The 17,042-nt window shown below is 41.9% G+C and carries 14 protein-coding genes; 3 read left to right on the top strand and 11 right to left on the bottom strand.

What is annotated here, in order from left to right:
* Positions 1-39: 39 nt before the first annotated feature.
* The 3 genes from DWX96_RS06160 to DWX96_RS06150 all read right to left on the bottom strand — a co-directional run bounded on the left by DWX96_RS06160 (position 40) and on the right by DWX96_RS06150 (position 3,927).
* On the bottom strand, positions 40-2,043 hold the full coding sequence (locus DWX96_RS06160; protein ID WP_118057032.1) for an LTA synthase family protein: 2,004 nt from the start codon (positions 2,041-2,043) through the stop codon (positions 40-42).
* A 106-nt stretch (positions 2,044-2,149) separates the two neighbouring features.
* Positions 2,150-2,914: a TraX family protein gene (locus DWX96_RS06155; RefSeq protein ID WP_117947177.1), complete on the bottom strand. Its 765-nt coding sequence runs from the start codon at positions 2,912-2,914 to the stop codon at positions 2,150-2,152.
* 20 nt (positions 2,915-2,934) lie between these two features.
* On the bottom strand, positions 2,935-3,927 hold the full coding sequence (locus DWX96_RS06150; protein WP_227710757.1) for a lysylphosphatidylglycerol synthase transmembrane domain-containing protein: 993 nt from the start codon (positions 3,925-3,927) through the stop codon (positions 2,935-2,937).
* Positions 3,928-4,652: 725 nt separating this feature from the next.
* Between DWX96_RS06150 and DWX96_RS06145 the strand changes: the two genes are divergently transcribed.
* Positions 4,653-5,618, top strand: a complete 966-nt coding sequence (locus DWX96_RS06145; protein WP_118057031.1) for a zinc dependent phospholipase C family protein — start codon at positions 4,653-4,655, stop codon at positions 5,616-5,618.
* On the opposite strand, the gene DWX96_RS06140 is transcribed toward DWX96_RS06145, so the two are convergent.
* From DWX96_RS06140 to DWX96_RS06120, 5 genes are all read right to left on the bottom strand, one after another.
* On the bottom strand, positions 5,582-6,532 hold the full coding sequence (locus tag DWX96_RS06140; RefSeq protein WP_118057030.1) for a D-2-hydroxyacid dehydrogenase: 951 nt from the start codon (positions 6,530-6,532) through the stop codon (positions 5,582-5,584). The two genes, DWX96_RS06145 and DWX96_RS06140, sit on opposite strands and share 37 nt — an antisense overlap.
* On the bottom strand, positions 6,529-7,986 hold the full coding sequence (locus tag DWX96_RS06135) for an MFS transporter (protein ID WP_118057029.1): 1,458 nt from the start codon (positions 7,984-7,986) through the stop codon (positions 6,529-6,531). Before DWX96_RS06135 ends, DWX96_RS06140 begins: the two co-directional genes overlap by 4 nt.
* 12 nt (positions 7,987-7,998) lie before the next feature.
* Positions 7,999-8,850, bottom strand: coding sequence for a patatin-like phospholipase family protein (locus DWX96_RS06130; protein WP_117841565.1), 852 nt, complete (start codon positions 8,848-8,850; stop codon positions 7,999-8,001).
* A gap of 30 nt (positions 8,851-8,880) precedes the next feature.
* Positions 8,881-9,306 (bottom strand): NfeD family protein, encoded by a 426-nt coding sequence (locus DWX96_RS06125; RefSeq protein WP_118057028.1) that lies wholly within the window; start codon positions 9,304-9,306, stop codon positions 8,881-8,883.
* A gap of 99 nt (positions 9,307-9,405) precedes the next feature.
* On the bottom strand, positions 9,406-9,846 hold the full coding sequence (locus DWX96_RS06120; protein ID WP_118057027.1) for a MarR family winged helix-turn-helix transcriptional regulator: 441 nt from the start codon (positions 9,844-9,846) through the stop codon (positions 9,406-9,408).
* 128 nt (positions 9,847-9,974) lie between these two features.
* Here DWX96_RS06120 and DWX96_RS06115 point away from each other — a divergent pair, with 128 nt between their 5' ends.
* Entirely contained in the window at positions 9,975-11,726 is a 1,752-nt protein-coding gene (locus tag DWX96_RS06115) for an ABC transporter ATP-binding protein (RefSeq protein WP_117841563.1), read from the top strand.
* Complete coding sequence (locus DWX96_RS06110; protein WP_118057026.1) at positions 11,726-13,600, top strand: ABC transporter ATP-binding protein; 1,875 nt, start codon at positions 11,726-11,728, stop codon at positions 13,598-13,600. Before DWX96_RS06115 ends, DWX96_RS06110 begins: the two co-directional genes overlap by 1 nt.
* Positions 13,601-13,737: 137 nt before the next feature.
* On the opposite strand, the gene DWX96_RS06105 is transcribed toward DWX96_RS06110, so the two are convergent.
* The 3 genes from DWX96_RS06105 to DWX96_RS06095 all read right to left on the bottom strand — a co-directional run bounded on the left by DWX96_RS06105 (position 13,738) and on the right by DWX96_RS06095 (position 16,940).
* Entirely contained in the window at positions 13,738-15,003 is a 1,266-nt protein-coding gene (locus tag DWX96_RS06105) for an amidohydrolase family protein (RefSeq protein WP_118057025.1), read from the bottom strand.
* Complete coding sequence (locus DWX96_RS06100) at positions 15,000-16,334, bottom strand: uracil-xanthine permease family protein (RefSeq protein WP_118057024.1); 1,335 nt, start codon at positions 16,332-16,334, stop codon at positions 15,000-15,002. Before DWX96_RS06100 ends, DWX96_RS06105 begins: the two co-directional genes overlap by 4 nt.
* A gap of 279 nt (positions 16,335-16,613) precedes the next feature.
* A complete protein-coding gene (locus DWX96_RS06095) occupies positions 16,614-16,940 on the bottom strand; it encodes a putative quinol monooxygenase (RefSeq protein WP_118057023.1) in 327 nt (108 codons plus the stop codon).
* Between the last annotated feature and the right edge of the window lie 102 nt (positions 16,941-17,042).

Raw genomic sequence — 17,042 nt, 5'->3', positions numbered from 1 at the left:
TTTTCCCATACACTTCACTTTCTCTATGTTTTTCACTCTTTAATCCGATGTTTCATAATACGGAAAAAGATTTTTATCCTTGTCTTTTTCCTTGGCAAACATGTTGTTGTATTGCAGGATATTATACTGATTCAGAAGGTCTGCATCTTCCCCCTGTGCCTCAGAATAATGAAAAAATTCACCCTGGCTCTTTGAATAAAATGCTCTGGAATTCATTGCCGGTATCTCTTCCTGCAAGTCTGCTAAGAACTGATTATATGCCGGCAGTTCAATACCCGCCTGCTGCAGTGTCATTGTAGATAAGTAATTCAGGCTGGTCAGTTCCACATCTTTACTTTCACTGTCATAATTCGTCCATACAAAAAATGGTACTGTAAATAATTCCTGCAGTTCATCCAGGGTAAGACCGGATAATCCCTTGCCATTCATGGACTGATAGAAATTATTATTCAGACTCGGCTGATGGTCTCCGAAAAATACGATTTCGACCTTGTCATCCACATTTTCAAAATAAGTAATCAGATTTTCCAGTGCCTTGTCACTCTCATGAATCAGGCTTAAATACTGGTTCACATCACTGAAATAATGATTCTTAAGATTTATCGTATTCTGGAAATTATCATAATAATCGGTATAGCCACCGTGATTCTGCATGGTAACACCTAAGATAAATAATTTTTCATCGGAAGTCTTTGCCTCATACTGGTCAATGATTTTATTGTATAATTCCTGGTCCGTAATATATTCCCGCATGATATTGGTCTGGTCAAAATCATCGATAAAGAAACTATCATCAAAGCCCAACAGCGGATAAACCTTGCTTCTGCTCCAGCCGGACGCATAGTAAGGATGCATGGAAATGCAGGAATATCCCCGCTCCTTTAAGGTGCTCACCAGGGAATACGGTTTCTTTGACATATACTGCTGATAAGGCACGGAGCCGCTTGGCAGGAATGCCATGGAATTTCCCGTCAGAAATTCCCACTCAGAATCCGGTGTCTTTGCACCAAAGACAGAAGACAGTGCATATCCCTTAATGACATTGGTGTCCATAGAATCGAAAAATGGTGTTACCTCTTCCGTTGTCTCAAATCCATAATGGGAAATCACACTCAAATCCGCAAAGGACTCATTCATAATAACTATAATGGTCGGGTCATCTTCCGAGCCTTTATTCTCCAGTGCCGGATATTCTTTGGAAATTTCTTCCACCACATCTTTTGAGTATCCATCCGGCTCCGCCACAAAGGAATCCCGGATGCTGAGTACAAAATTTAAGATATAGCCGTTGCGGTAAGTTCCTTTCTGTTCCCAGGATTCCATTACCGTATCTTCTGAGGCAATTCCCACATAAATTCCCATTACCAGTGCTGCCGCAAAGGCACTGATCCGGAGCATCCATTTCTTTTTAAATTCAAAATTCAGCTTTCTTATAAAGGCAACATATATCATGCTAAAAAGTATGACATAGACCGCCCGGTCTTCCAATACAAATTTATAATTTGCCGCTACGGAAAGTCCGGTGGATGCCGCTTTCAAATCTCCGAAAGAAAATTCATTTCCACGGAACTGATAGACAAAGTAATTGATTCCTGCAAGGCTTAAAAGGAAAATATGTCCTATCATGCAGGCAATCTTCGGCTTTGCTGTAATCACTAACAGGACAAGATAAAAGACCATGCAGCAGAGCACATTCCATCGGGTGTGATTCACACTGATTTTCTCCCGCAGCTCTGCATCCAGCAAAAGATACTGCACCATATGCTCTGTCATGATGGCACTTAAGAAAATTTCAAGAGCAGCCCAGAGTGGATTGGCTTTCTCCGGCAATGTAATCTTAAGATTTTTGATTCCAAAATAAATCAGCCCTGCGGCAGCTGCCACCAGAACATTTACCCCACCATAGAGACAAAAGCCCAACATCACTGCAAAAGCAATGAGTCCGGCTCTTATATTTGTTTTCTTATAATCCAGTTCGATAAGTCTAGCTGAATGTTTTTTATTCTGTTCTATTTCATTTCTTTCTGCTTTATTCTCATTCATTTCTTACAATCCTGCCGTCTTCTTCTGTGACAGAACTTCTGTCCATCCGCTACTATAACGCAGGTCTTTTTTGTTTGCAAGCCTCTTCACAAAATCTTAAAAAAATCTATGCGACTGCAATCGGTCCCATTCCCATTGCCCAGCAGATGATATACAAAATCAGAAGGTGCGCCGGATAGAAAATGTAGAAAAAGTATTTCAAAGAAAGTCCACGTTTTCCATTATAAAATGCAATCGGAATGAATGCCAGCGGTGCGGTAAGCTCCCAGGAAAATCCGATACATCCTGCAAGCAGCTGATAGGATTTTTTCTTACGGAATACATAGAGTAATACGATGCAGGCAACGCCAATTCCAGCATAGTCGGTATTTAAAAATTCTGCCGCAAGGATTCCTGCTGCAAGAATTCCCGCATCAAAAATAACTTTCTTAAACTTCGCAAACCGTTCCTGATTCTCCACTGCCTGAAATCCCCACATAACCATCAGTCCGATAAACAGTGTAAAAAATACATTCTGATAACCGAATTCCAATATTTTTCCATTGAATAATAAGTCAAATGGAATTTCAGATACCAAGCAGAAGGAAAGCAGACGAAGTGCATATTTCTTCACATCATGTGTATGTTCAAAACCTTCGATTAAAAGAAAACAGAAAATCGGAAATGCCAGTCTTCCGACAAAACGCATCATCTGATATGTAATCACCAGGGTACTGTTGGCATCAATCCATGCATTCAGATCTGCCGCCTCATTCATGCCACGGACTACCAGCAGTCTGCCAAGAACTCCGGCTCCGATATGGTCAATTAACATCGTTATAATCGCAATGATTTTCAGTGTGCTGCCACTGATTCCTTTTCTTTCTTTCATCTTAATTCCTTCTCTTTCCCTTACTGCTGTGCCTTATCTGCCTTGCGTTTTGCAATCCGTCGGTCAATACGCTTATGCAGTAATACCACCACACCACCGATAACAAATGGAAGTACGAATGTTGCAAAACGGTATAACAGTGCCGCAGAACCGGCTTCTCCGGTTCCTACCAATACTGTAAACAATGCGGTAAATACAAACTCTGAGGAACCGATTCCTGCCGGAGACGGAATGACTGCTGCCAGCATAAAAGCAAGGGAAGTAACTGCCCAGGACTGTAACAGTGTCAATCCATATTCCCGATATAAAATCACGAATGGTATGCCATAGCAGAATGCAAATTTCAACAGATTCTTAGCTACAATGGATGCAATTAGTTTTCCCTTGGTCAGAAGCATGCCTGCTGCATCCTCTAAGATGCCACACTGTTCCCGTAACATGGCTGCCTGCGCATCGAATTTTCCTTTGCGGTTCAGCTTGTCCACCAGGAAAAGTAAAATTCCATGGAACTTCTTTGAACAGCAGAATAAAAGTAATGCAGTTGCTATCACTGCCGTCAACACATATCCTGCAATCAGAAGATTAAAATATTCGGAATAATGTTCCTTCATAAATCCGAAATTTAACAGGAAGAAAATAATGGAAAAGATTGCAATCGTTACTTTATGAATCGCATACTCTACCATATACATTCCGGTTCCCTGAAAAACCGGAATTCCTTTTTCATTGAAATAATATACCGCTGCCACACCGGCACCACTGCCTAAGGTTGCCACACGGTAAAATGAGCAATAAAAGGCGCTCTCTACACCCATCCGGTATGTAAACTGTGGATTATACTGCTTTGCGAAGGAATAATTAATCCATCCTTCTACCACATTATACATAACACCGGCACCGCAGATGGTAATGACCACCCAAGGTGCAGTTGTAGAAAGCTCCTTTAAAATTGGTCCGGCTGAATCCCGGAACGTATAAATGATAATTGCTACGATGGCAATTACAAAAACCAGTTTCAGTATTTGCTTTATCCGCTTATTAATAAAACCTCACTCCCAGTTCTCTTTTTCCTCTGCTGCCTGTCTATTTTACCACGTATCTCCATGGATTATTCGTCACACACAGGATTATATCAAATATCCATTTTTTGTCAAACTTCTGTATTATATTTCCTGGCAAAAAGTGCTATACTTTAATTATCTATATATAAGCGATTGCAACGAAAGAAATTCTAAATGGTGGGTTTTTGATATTCAAAAGATATCTTTTTCTTTGATATGAAATGCCTGCAGTTCTTAGTGCATGTTTTTCTTGATTGTAAACTGTCTTTCCGCCTGCTTTGACGGAAGTACCGCACTGTCCGCCGGATGCGGATGCGACATAAAGCCTGCAAGGGGCACTGGGAATTTCGATTTACATTTCATTCGTTCTGGCAACCGGCGCAAATTCACATCCATGTTCAGATGCGCCTCGCTGGCACGTCCTGTGCCAGCGTTGCCGGATGCCAGACGAAATTCCGGGTGCCCCTAACAGCCCTTATCATGCATCCGCATTTCGGCGAACCGTGCAGTACTTTTGTCAAATATTGGAAAGACGGTTTTTATCACAGGAAGAAAAACATGCACTTTAGAACTGCGGTATTTTATAGCCGAAAAAGATACTTTTAAATAGCAAAAAACTCACCCTTTAAAATTTGCTGCAATCACTTAAAATATCATTAGTTGAAAGGATTGTTGTTATGCCAGGATTTACCACCCACTATTTATTTGGACTGAATTCTTTTCGTGAATTAGAGGAACCGGATCTTGTTTCCTGCATCCGTAAATTTCCGCATGCATTCTGTATGGGCTTACAGGGACCGGATATTTTCTTTTATTACCTGCCATCCTACCTCCGCTCTTCCGGAAATATCGGGCAGCTGGCACACCACAAAAATACCGGTGTTTTTCTTACCCAGCTTTTAAAAAGTAAGGACATGTTCTTGGAAGAGACGGAGCAGCAGATTGCCATTTCCTATATCTGCGGCTTTCTTGGACATTATGTCTTAGATACTACCTGTCATCCATATATCTTTGCCAAGTCACACTATGACACTTATGATAAGGGTTATTTTGGTCATCATGTATATCTGGAAACAGATATTGATGCAGAGCTTCTTACTTATTATAAAAACTGTGCACCATCTGAATTCAACCAGAGTGCCACCCTGCACATCAGCCGGAAGGAACGGCACATTATTGCTTCTTTATTATTAAAGGCTTACAGCTCCACATATAAAGAGTACCGCTTTACTTACCGCTCCATGCAGGCTGCCTTAGAAGCTGTGCAGCTTAATACCGCATGGATTCGTGACCCGCAGGGCAAGAAAAAAGTCCTTGCCCGTAAAATCGAGGCAAAGACTTTAGGTTATGCATGTATTTCTCCGTTGATTCCAAGTGACTACTTTACTTTTACGGTAGACCCGCTGAATCTTCGTCATTTCCGTTGGCGAAATCCATGGAACAAAGAAGATGTCTCCCATGAGTCCTTCTTTGACCTTTTGGATACTGCGGGAACCCGGTATCAGTCCATCTTAAATAAAACTGCAAGACTGTTTACGCTTCCAATCGGAACGCCGGTTTACCGGGAACAGTTAGATGCACTTTCCTTAGAGCTAGGAAACAACTCTTATGATTCCGGACTTCCATTAGAGAAAAATTCCTGAATCTGACCACAGATAATCTCCATGAGGCGGGTGCGGGCTTCCACACTCGCCCATGCAATATGCGGCGTAATCAGTAATTTCTCACTGTCTTTGATTCTGCGCAGCGGATTTTCCGGACTCATCGGTTCTACCCGGAGGACATCCAGTCCTGCTGCCGCAATCTCACCCTGTTCCAAGGCTTCTGCCAAATCCTCTTCTACCACAATCGGTCCTCTTCCAAGGTTTAAGAAAATAGCCGTTTTCTTCATCTGATGAAAAGCTTCTTTATTCATCAAATCCAACGTGTTTTCATCCAACGGTGCATGAACGGATACAATATCCGATTCCTTTAACAGTTCTTCGAAGCTGACACGCTCATAGCCCGGCTGGCTGTTTCGCCCGGAAGTGGAATAGTAAATGACACGACAGCCAAAGGCTTTTGCAATATCTGCAACTCTTCTTCCGATATTTCCAAGTCCGATAATGCCCCAGGTCATTTTTGCCAGCTCTCCGAAATGTTTATCAAAGTGGGTAAACATTTTATCTCCGATATATTTTTCATCTTTTACATAACGGTCATAATAAGGCAGTTTTTCCAGTAAATAAAACAGCATGGCAAAGGTATGCTGTGCCACCGATTCCGTGGAATATCCCGCTACGTTGCGCCATGCAATACCACGTTTTTCAAGGTATGCCTTATCGAGATTATTCGTTCCGGTTGCCGTCACACACACAAGCTTTAAGTGGCTTGCATTTCCAATGGTCTTTTCGTTAACTTCTACTTTATTTAGTACCAGCACATCTGCATCCACGCTTCGTACTGCCGCTTCCTCTGCTGTCGAGAAATCATATTTTATAACTTCTCCCAATGCATCATATGCGGATAAATCAATATCCTCTCCAATTGATTTTGCATCTAAAAAAACGATTTTCATTCTATCTCTTCCTCCTGCAATGCTGCCGCAATTTCATTCATTTTCTTCTTGTCCAGCCGGTAAAATTTCAACGCAATCAAAGAACTCACCCAGCCGATAATCGGTGTTCCGCAAAATAGGAATATGGTTGTATAACGCAATACCGGTGTCAAGGCATCACCAATCTGCGGAAATGTTTTATTATATCCAATCAGTAACATTACCAATCCTACAAATGCCGTTCCCAGTGCCGCAAAAATTTTATCTACAAAGGAAAACAGTGCTCCCATCAGTCCCGGCACAAATTTACCGCTGCGGTACTGCTCATAATCGGAGCAGTCTGCAATCATCGGCACCACCATATTATTTGTAATGGACTTGCAACCATTTAACAATACAAAGAATAACATAAACCAGAAGGAAATGGCATTAAAATGTTTGAGATTAAAAGTAACCGTATTGATATTATCCTGCATCAATACCACAATCAATAGTAACTGGAAGAAAATGCCAAGTCCCGTAAATAATACCAGTGCCTTCTTCTGTCCCATCCGTTGTGCTGCCCGGATGCCAACGGTCACTACCAAAAGCGTTGGCAATGCTGCCACCACACCAATCCATCCGGCGATTCCATAATTTTCCATCATGATGCCATAAAGCATAACGCCTACCGTGGTATGGCTGTATACCGTTGCCGCAAACCGGTTGGTGCAGGCTGCCATAATCAGCATACGGATTGGCTTGTTCTGTTTTAAAATCAAGAAAAAATCCCACACCTTAATCTTCTGTGTCTGCTGATGTTCATAGCGTCCCGGCTGGTCTTTCTTCCAGATTCCGATTACCGCCAAAAGTGTTGCCAGTGCCGACAATACCACAACCCAGAATACATATTCCACATACAGCTCTTCGTTGGTAAATCCACCGTATTTCGGCACCAGATAATTGGCTACAAACAAGGCACTGCCGCCGTATGCCGCCATAATGAAAATGGAATCAAAATAAGTGGACAGCGGACGTTTCTTCGGATTATTGGTAATAATCGTCTGACCAGATTTGGCAACCACAGTCTGAAAGGTGTATCCGATAATAAAAATTGCATAGATAATAATAAAATACGGAATCCGTACCCACTTTGGAATCAGATGTGTTGTTGCAAACAGGAGAACAGCACTGACTGCCATCAGTATATTCCCAGCCACCATAAAAGGACGGAATTTTCCAAACCGTCCTTTACTCTTATCCAACAGGAAACCAACCACAGGGTCAGTTACACCATCAAAAATATTCATTGCTGTTACCAGTGAAGAAATCAGCACAACTGAAAAGCCAGCCATGGAATTGGCATAGTATGAGATATAGCCCATCAAAGCCAGATACAGATTTGCTGCTGTATTATTCATGGAAAAAAATGCAATCTGCCAGATTTTTGCATCATTATAATGAATTGTCTTTTCCTGCTCTATCTGTTCACTCATTATTCCTGCTTCTTACTTCTTCAAATAATTCTTTAATGCTACCATCTGTTCTTTTCCCTCAAGATAACCTTCTTCGTATAATTCTTCTAACCGCTTCGGGTCACTTTCGGTTCTGCCTACCCCATGGGTCGTATCCGGTGCAATTACAAAAACGCGTCCTTCTTTTTCCAACCGGAATAATTTTTGCATGGACTCATTATATTTTGCTGGACGCTCCTTCAAATCCTTTACGATATTTGGATAACGCCGATATAATGCAGAAGAAATCTTCGTTCCTCCATCCGTATGCTTCTCATAGCCACGCTCTCTTGTCAGTACGACAATTACCTTATCGCAGCCCTGCTTTAATGCCCTCTCAAATGGAACGGAATCTGCCACACCGCCATCCAGATAATAGCGCCTGCCTACCTGCACCGGCTTAAAAAATACCGGAAGTGCACAGCTTGCTTCGATAACTGCCATACTGGAGCTGTCTCTTGGCACCTCAAGATACTCCGCCTTACCGGAATGAATGTTTGTCACTGCTGCTTCCACCTGCCCCGGAAACGCAGCAAATGCATCATAATCAAAAGGCAGTAATTTATTTGGCACTTCATCAAAGACGTAATCCAGATTATAAAAGGTTTTGCGGTTCTTATCAAATAAGAACTTAAATCCCTGATAATTGCCGTCTGACATATATTTTCTTGCCAGTTCCAGATTTCTTCCGTGCTGTTTTGATAAATAGGATAAACCAAAAGCTATTCCTGCCGATACGCCGATAAAATAATCAGGCATTATATTTTCTTCAAGAAATGCGTCTGCCACTCCACAGGAAAAAATTGTCCTGCTGGCTCCGCCTTCAAATACCATTCCAAGTTTCATATGCAATCGCCTGCCTTATCTTTTCTTACTCTACTGTGGTTTTACAATCAGTTTGACACCACTTACTGCAACAACTTCTGCCGTAGTATCCGCTTCTATGGCAACTGCATCGTCACTGCTTCTTGCCGTCCATTCCTGTCCGTTTAACACAGCTGTTCCTGTCTCTTCAATGTTGTCAATCTTCGTTGTTACACGTACGGTCTTTCCGATGGCATCCTCGTAATTTGTCCGGGTCCTATGCGGATTTAAATATTTAACTGCCCATGGTCTTGTAAAGAATAACAATATAAAAGATACCGCAAAGAATAAAATTACCTGCAGCCAGACTGGACCTCCTACTGCTGCCACAATCAGGGCTGCCACACTTCCGCCTGCAAACCAGATGGTTGCCAGTCCTACCGTAATCATCTCTATAATCAGTAATATTACAAAAAGTGCTAACCAGAAAATAATCATCTCCTGCTCCTCCCTTTTCTTCGTTTGCATCTATTATAGCAAAAAGTCATATATATAGGAAGTAGAACCTTCTCTTTTCCTTATGACTTTTCCTAATCTTTACAGATTCTTCTCAAGATTATGGCGTACCCGATTCAAAAGAGAAGATAGTTCATCTGCTTCTTCTTTTGTCATTCCATCCACCAGGAGCTTCTCCATTTCAGAAAAGAAGTTCATCATTTTCAAATGCTGCTGTTCCCCTTTTTTCGTCAGAAGAATCTGCTTTAATCGTGCATCTTCTTTTAGTTCTTTTCTGATAATCAGTTCCTTTTTCTCCATGGACTGCAGCATTTTGCTTGCCGTTGCCCTGGAAATTAAGAATTCCTGCTCAATGTCCTTCTGGCAGATGACCTTATCTTTATTACAATATAAAAAGCCCAGTGTCCGCCCCTGCATCGGTGCCACACCATCTCTCTGATCCGCACCATACCGGTCACAGTATGCTCCTATCATATTATGTATGACCCGGATGTCATTTCCAAGTTTTCTCTCTTCGCACATTTCATAATCCTTCTTTTCTTTCCCAAAAAATTCATTGACATATAAAAAATATTGTTATATAACAATATCTGTTAGTATGCTAACATTTATGTTATAGCATACAATTTAGAAAAAAGGAAGTGAAATTTATGTTAAAGACTTTAGCTGCCCAGATTAAAGAATTTAAACGTGATTCCATCTTAACTCCTATCTTTATGATTCTTGAGGTTCTGATGGAAACTTTAATTCCTTTTCTGATGGCTTCCATCATTGATAATGGTGTCAACAAGGGTGACATCCATCACATCTATGTAGTCGGTGCCTGGATGGTCGTTGCTGCATGCTTCTCCCTGTTTGCCGGAATTATGGGTGGAAAATATGGTGCCCGGGCATCCACCGGATTTGCCCGTAACTTAAGGAAATCCATGTTTGAAAATATTCAGACCTTTTCCTTTGCTAACATTGATAAATACAGCACTGCAGGTCTTGTTACCCGTATGACTACTGACGTCACCAACCTGCAGAATGCTTACCAGATGATCCTCCGCATGTGTACGAGAGCACCGGCCAGTCTGATTTGTGCCATGGCAATGTCCTTCTTTATCAGTCCGAAGCTTGCCAGCGTTTATCTGATTGCCGTTATCCTCTTAGGTGGTGTGCTTGCTATCATCATCCGGTTTGCTACCAGATATTTTAATGAAGCTTTTCCAAAATATGATGACTTAAACGCAAGAGTCCAGGAAAATGTTTCCGCTATCCGTGTCGTAAAAGCTTATGTCCGTGAAGACCATGAAGCTTCTACTTTTAAGAAAGCCAGCGGAAATATTTACAAGCTCCTGGTAAAGGCTGAAAATGTTGTTGTTTTCAACGCTCCTGCCATGCAGTTTACGGTATATACCTGTATCCTTTTAATCAGCTGGCTTGGTGCAAAGATGATTGTAAACAGCAGCCTCACTACCGGTGAGCTGATGAGTCTCTTAACCTACTGTATGAATATTCTGATGAGCCTGATGATGCTCTCCATGGTATTTGTCATGATTACCATGAGTGTTGCCAGCGCCCGTCGTGTTTCTGAAGTATTAAACGAAAAGAGTAACTTAAATAACCCAAAGCATCCGGTTATGGAAGTAAAAGACGGAAGCATTACCTTCGACCATGTTACCTTCAGCTACAAAGAAGATGCGGCTGAGCCGGTTCTTTCCGATATCAATCTGTCTATTCATTCCGGTGAAACCATCGGTATCTTAGGCGGAACCGGAAGTTCCAAGTCCAGTCTGGTGAACTTAATCAGTCGTCTGTATGATGTAAATGAAGGCTCTGTCTCCGTTGGCGGCATTGATGTAAGAAAGTATGACCTTGATACCCTGCGTAACCAGGTTGCCGTTGTACTGCAGAAAAACGTGCTTTTCTCCGGTACAATTCTTGATAACCTGCGCTGGGGCGATAAAAATGCTACGGAAGAAGAATGTATCCGTGCCTGCAAATTAGCATGTGCCGATGATTTTATCAACACTTTTCCGGATAAATACAATACATACATCGAACAGGGGGGAACCAACGTATCCGGTGGTCAGAAGCAGCGTCTTTGTATTGCCCGTGCCCTCTTAAAGAAACCGAAAATTCTGATTCTGGATGACAGCACCAGTGCCGTAGATACCGCAACCGATGCCAAAATCCGCAAAGCCTTTGCCGAAGAGATTCCGGGTACAACCAAGCTGATTATTGCCCAGCGAATCTCCAGTGTCCAGAGTGCTGACCGCATTATTGTCTTAGATGAAGGTAAGATTAACGGCTTTGGAACCCACGAAGAATTATTAGCAAATAATGCCATCTACCGTGATGTCTATGAATCCCAGACCGGCGGCGGTGGTGACTTTGATGAGAATGGAGGTGCTCAGTAATGGCTGAAAAAAGGAAAGTAAAGAATCCGGGCAAATTATTCTGCCGTCTGATGGCTTACATTTTCCGGAAATACGGAATTGCCTGCTTCCTGGTACTTGTCTTTATTGTACTAAGTGTTCTTGCCAACACCCAGGGAACCATGTTTATGAAAACCCTGATTGACAGCTATATTATCCCGATTCTGAATTCACCGGATAAGGACTTTGCACCGCTGGCTGCTGCCATCCTTCGTGTTGCATGCTTTTACGGTGTGGGAGTTTTAAGTACCTTTGCTTATTCTAAGATTATGATTTATGTTACGCAGGGTACTTTAAATGATTTGCGAATCGATTTGTTTACCCATATGGAAACACTGCCAATTAAATACTTTGACACGCATGCCCACGGCGATATCATGTCTGTATACACCAATGACATTGATACCCTTCGTCAGATGATCAGCCAGAGTATTCCGCAGTTAATCAACAGTGTCATTACCATTGTCAGTGTACTGATTTACATGATTATCCTGAATATCCCACTGACTGTTCTTACTCTTGTAATGGTTGGTGTCATGCTCCTTGTCACGAAAAATCTTGCCGGGAAAAGTGGTAAATACTTTATCGCTCAGCAGCGTGACCTTGGTGCAACCAATGGTTTTATCGAAGAAATGATGGATGGTCAGAAGGTAATTAAAGTCTTCTGCCACGAAGAAGAAAGTATCGAAGCTTTTAACAAATTAAATGACCAGCTTTTCCGCAGTGCTGACAATGCCAACAAATTTGCCAATATCCTAATGCCGGCAAATGCCCAGATTGGTAACATCAGTTATGTACTCTGTGCCATGGTTGGTGGTGTCCTCGCCTTAAATGGCATCGGTGGATTTACACTGGGCGGACTGGCAAGTTTCTTAACCTTTAACAAGAGTTTTAATATGCCAATCAACCAGGTCAGCCAGCAGTTAAACAGTATTGTTATGGCTATGGCAGGTTCCGAGCGAATCTTCACTCTTTTGGATGAGACACCAGAAACCGATGAAGGTTATGTTACTCTTGTCAATGTAGAAAAAGACGGTGAAAAACTTGTAGAGACTTCCGATACCCGAAGCGGACGCTGGGCCTGGAAACACCAGCATCAGGCAGACGGCTCCATTGACTATGTCGAGTTAAAGGGTGATGTGGTCTTTGATGATGTAGACTTTGGATATAATGATGATAAGATTGTTTTACACAATGTGAAATTATTTGCTACTCCTGGTCAGAAAATTGCTTTTGTCGGCTCTACCGGTGCCGGTAAGACTACCATTACGAACCTGATTAACCGTTTCTATGATATTCAGGATGGTAAAATCCGTTACGACGGTATCAATGTCAACAAGATTAAGAAAGCTGACTTAAGACATTCCCTTGGTATCGTATTGCAGGATACCCACCTCTTTACCGCCAGCGTAATGGAAAATATCCGCTACGGTAAACTGGATGCTACCGATGAAGAAGTTATCGCTGCTGCAAAGCTTGCCAATGCAGATTCCTTTATCCGTCATCTTCCGGATGGTTACAATACCATGCTGACCGGTGATGGTGCCAACTTAAGCCAGGGACAGCGGCAGTTACTTGCCATCGCCCGTGCAGCTGTTGCCAATCCTCCGGTACTGATTCTTGACGAAGCAACCAGCTCCATCGATACCAGAACCGAGCTTATCGTTCAGGATGGTATGGATAAACTGATGGCAGGCAGAACAACCTTTGTCATTGCCCACCGTCTCTCCACTGTTAAGAACAGTGACTGTATCATGGTATTAGAGCAGGGCCGCATTATTGAACGGGGCAGCCACGACGAACTAATTGCCCAGAAGGGTAAATATTATCAGTTGTATACCGGACTGCACGGATAAACTTTCTACATGCAGGTTCTGTCATAGACAGTGCTTTATAGCTTCTTAGCAACGTAAAAGACACGAAGTATGTTTCAACCAACTGTTGTTTGTCTGAACATACCTCGTGTCTTCTTTCGTATTCTATGCAATGTCTGCTATGCAAATGGTTTTGCCACAAATTTTCCTTTACAATATCTGGCAAGAATATTCCGGTCATTACCATCATAGATATACTGCTCTAATTTTTCAAATGGCGTACGTGGCAGCAGACCATCCATTTCATCGGTTTCAATGACCAGTGCATCAAAATCATAGCCTTCTTCAAAGCTTCCGACTTTACCGAAAAAGCTTCCGCTCTGCTTGGTTGCAAGATACAGTGCTTCCGGAAGCTGCAGTGCTTTCTCCTCCGGATGGGAAAGCCAGTTCACTTTCGAAAGCTCTATGGAAGCTGCTACGTGGCGGTTCATATCAGGTGTGTGGCTTCCTGCAATATCACTGGCAATACAGCATCTAAGTCCTCTTTCCAAATTCTTCCGTAACGGCATCACGCCGCTGGACAGGTCTGCGTTGGACTGGGCACAATGGGCAAGCATCACGCCTTTTTCCTTTAAAAAATCTTTTTCTTTATCGGAAAGCCAGATAGCATGTGCCATAATCGTGCGGTTACTCCGCATCAGTCCGTAAGTTTCATATACTCTGGTATAATCTTCTATGGAAGGATGCAGTTCCTTTACCCAGGCAATTTCACTCCGGTTTTCAGATAAATGGGACTGCACCGGAAGATTATATTTCTCACCTAAATCTCCCAAGCCCTGCATTAGTTTTTCTGTTGTAGCAGGAACAAAACGCGGTGTTAATATATAACTGAATTCTTTTAATTCCTCTCTGCTTCGGATAATCAACTCTTCCGTATCTGCTAAGGACTGCTCTGTATCCTCGATTAAAATGTCCGGCGAGTTGCGGTCCATATTTACTTTTCCGATATAACCGGATAAACCGGACTGTTCTGCCAGCTCCATGAATCTCCAGGTTGCATCCTTATGTAAGGTTGCAAATGCGGAAAAACGCATGGTTCCCACTGCCCACAGGCGGTTCAAAAAGAGCTTATATGCCTTTTCTGCAAATGCCACATCCTTATATTTTGCTTCTACCGGAAATGTATAAGTTTCCAGCCACGGAAGCAGTTCTTTATCAAATCCCACGCCCCGGTTGATTAACTGTGGGGCATGGATATGTACATCATTAAATGCCGGAATGATAATGGCTTCTCCATAATCAATTACTTTTTCCTGACGGTATTCTTCCGGCAGCGTATCATAGAAAGCTTTTACTTTGCCACTTTCAATAAGAAGATACGCCTGCTCTTTTACCACCATTTCATCGATGGATGGTGTATACAAAAAGTTTCCCTTGATTATCATTGTGCAACAACTCCTTCACTCTTCTTTACCTTCTCAGCACTCTCTTCCGGCAGAACCAGATTCAAAATGACTGCGGTAATACCACCAACTGCTGTACCACTGCTTAAGAAGTACTGGACGGTAGATGGGAACATTGCCATTACATCAGAAGAAATAACCATGCTGGAAACGGTAAATACAACGGATAATCCAATGACGAGGATTTTTTTCTGTGTCATCTTTTCACGGCTGACAATTTTTAAACCATTTGCAATCAGAATCTGACAGATAACAATAAAGATACCACTGATAACGCAACCCGGTACGGATGCAATGATTGCCATTAACTTCGGGCAAAAGCCCATAATTGCAAGAATCACACCTGCTGTCATTACTACGACACGGCTGCCGATTTTTGTAATTGAAATAACACCTGCATTAGATGAATATCCGGTTAATGGAGTTCCTCCGAAAACGGAACCAACGAGGCATCCTAAACCTTCGCCGATAACTGCACGATTCAGTCGTTCATCGGTTAATGGTTCTCCGGTTACATCACTGACAGTAATCCATACACCTGTTGTTTCTATTAATACGATAAAGTAAATGAATGTCATTAAAATACATGGAGATAATTCAAATTTCGGTAATCCAAAATGGAATACGTTTGGTATCTGGAACCATGCTGCTTCTTTTACTGCGGAGAAATCCAATGTTCCCATAAATCCAGCTACGATACAGCCTACAATCAACGCACCTACTACGGAAAAGAGACTTAAAAATTTATGTCTGTAATTTGTTTTGTAAGAGATTACATTTACAATAATTAATGTAAGCATTGCTGCAAGACCCGGAACCATATTGTTCATCAGTCCGCCATCGCTGCTGATTACACCGCTGGCTGCAGTAGAGGTTAAAGAAATACCTACTATCATAATAACCAGTCCACCGATATAAGCCGGCACACATTTATTTACGATTTTGGAAAATATCTTTGTTACACCTAGGAGACAGAGAATGATTGCTCCCGGAATCAGGCTTCCGATTAAGGTCGGCATTCCATTGGTGGAACCGATTGCTGCAAGTGCGCTTAAGGCAACAAAGCTTGCGCCCTGTACCACCGGAAGTTTTATTCCGATTCCTGTCTGGATAATGGTTGCAATACCACAGGTAAAGAAACACATCTGAATCAGGTAACTGGTGTCTGCTCCAGATAACCCAAGCATGGCTGCAAGAAGGATTGGAAATACATACAAATCCATGGATAAAATATGCTGGAATGCAAGCAGAATTGCTTTTCCCGGCTTTACTTTTTCATTTACTCCCACAATTAAATTTGAGTTCTGGCTCATAACAATTCCTCCTGTCTTTGGCTATTAAAAAAGGCGCCGCTCCTATTCGGAGACAGCGCCTTTGCCATCAATAATCATATTATTCTGTTCCATACTAGTATAAAAGAAATAAAAAAGAAAGAATACCCCATCACTTTGTTGAGAAGGAAAGTGATAAAGCTTCTTTCTTTAAGTTGTGAACATAATAGCACCGGAGTTTTTACTTGTCAAGGGCAAATTTTATTTTCTTGCATCTAAAATATATTTTCAGTGCGTTACTCCCACATCTATACCCACTGCTTATTTTCGAATGAATTTATCATCCTGCGTGGTTTCATCGTCCGATACGTAACGTTCTACTCTCATGTGAAGGTCGTATTTATCCCTCAATGCCGCAATGGTCTGCATCATCGGAGAAGCATGATGCACATCTAATGCCTGCTGATTCTCCCAACTGTCTATTAAAAGCACCGTTTTCTCATCCTGCATCAGTATAAAATATTCATACCTTAAATTGCCCTCTTCCCGGCGGATTGCATCTGCCGTTCCGCTGCTTTCCATCTCCCGGGCAAACTTTAATGCATTTCCATTTTCACCGGTGTAATAAAGATTTACTGTTATACTCATATGCGTCTCCCTCCTGATAATATTTTTATTTTATAAATGTAATATTGCAGTTATCAAAATTCTAGTTATAAAGTCTCTAAGAAATGAATCATCAGCTTCTTT

The sequence above is a fragment of the Roseburia sp. AF22-2LB genome, from assembly GCF_003461125.1.
GTDB lineage: Bacteria > Bacillota > Clostridia > Lachnospirales > Lachnospiraceae > Roseburia_C > Roseburia_C amylophila.
Note: the sequence above shows the minus strand (reverse complement) of the source record. Positions and strands in the feature narration are given on the sequence as shown.

Bases quoted from the DNA above. Each gene is read 5' to 3' on its own strand.
- DWX96_RS06160 (WP_118057032.1), bottom strand. From the start codon at position 2,043: ATGAATGAGAATAAAGCAGAAAGAAATGAAATAGAACAGAATAAAAAA.
- DWX96_RS06155 (WP_117947177.1), bottom strand. From the start codon at position 2,914: ATGAAAGAAAGAAAAGGAATCAGTGGCAGCACACTGAAAATCATTGCG.
- DWX96_RS06145 (WP_118057031.1), top strand. From the start codon at position 4,653: ATGCCAGGATTTACCACCCACTATTTATTTGGACTGAATTCTTTTCGT.
- DWX96_RS06140 (WP_118057030.1), bottom strand. From the start codon at position 6,532: ATGAAAATCGTTTTTTTAGATGCAAAATCAATTGGAGAGGATATTGAT.
- DWX96_RS06135 (WP_118057029.1), bottom strand. From the start codon at position 7,986: ATGAGTGAACAGATAGAGCAGGAAAAGACAATTCATTATAATGATGCA.
- DWX96_RS06130 (WP_117841565.1), bottom strand. From the start codon at position 8,850: ATGAAACTTGGAATGGTATTTGAAGGCGGAGCCAGCAGGACAATTTTT.
- DWX96_RS06125 (WP_118057028.1), bottom strand. From the start codon at position 9,306: ATGATTATTTTCTGGTTAGCACTTTTTGTAATATTACTGATTATAGAG.
- DWX96_RS06120 (WP_118057027.1), bottom strand. From the start codon at position 9,846: ATGTGCGAAGAGAGAAAACTTGGAAATGACATCCGGGTCATACATAAT.
- DWX96_RS06115 (WP_117841563.1), top strand. From the start codon at position 9,975: ATGTTAAAGACTTTAGCTGCCCAGATTAAAGAATTTAAACGTGATTCC.
- DWX96_RS06110 (WP_118057026.1), top strand. From the start codon at position 11,726: ATGGCTGAAAAAAGGAAAGTAAAGAATCCGGGCAAATTATTCTGCCGT.
- DWX96_RS06105 (WP_118057025.1), bottom strand. From the start codon at position 15,003: ATGATAATCAAGGGAAACTTTTTGTATACACCATCCATCGATGAAATG.
- DWX96_RS06100 (WP_118057024.1), bottom strand. From the start codon at position 16,334: ATGAGCCAGAACTCAAATTTAATTGTGGGAGTAAATGAAAAAGTAAAG.
- DWX96_RS06095 (WP_118057023.1), bottom strand. From the start codon at position 16,940: ATGAGTATAACAGTAAATCTTTATTACACCGGTGAAAATGGAAATGCA.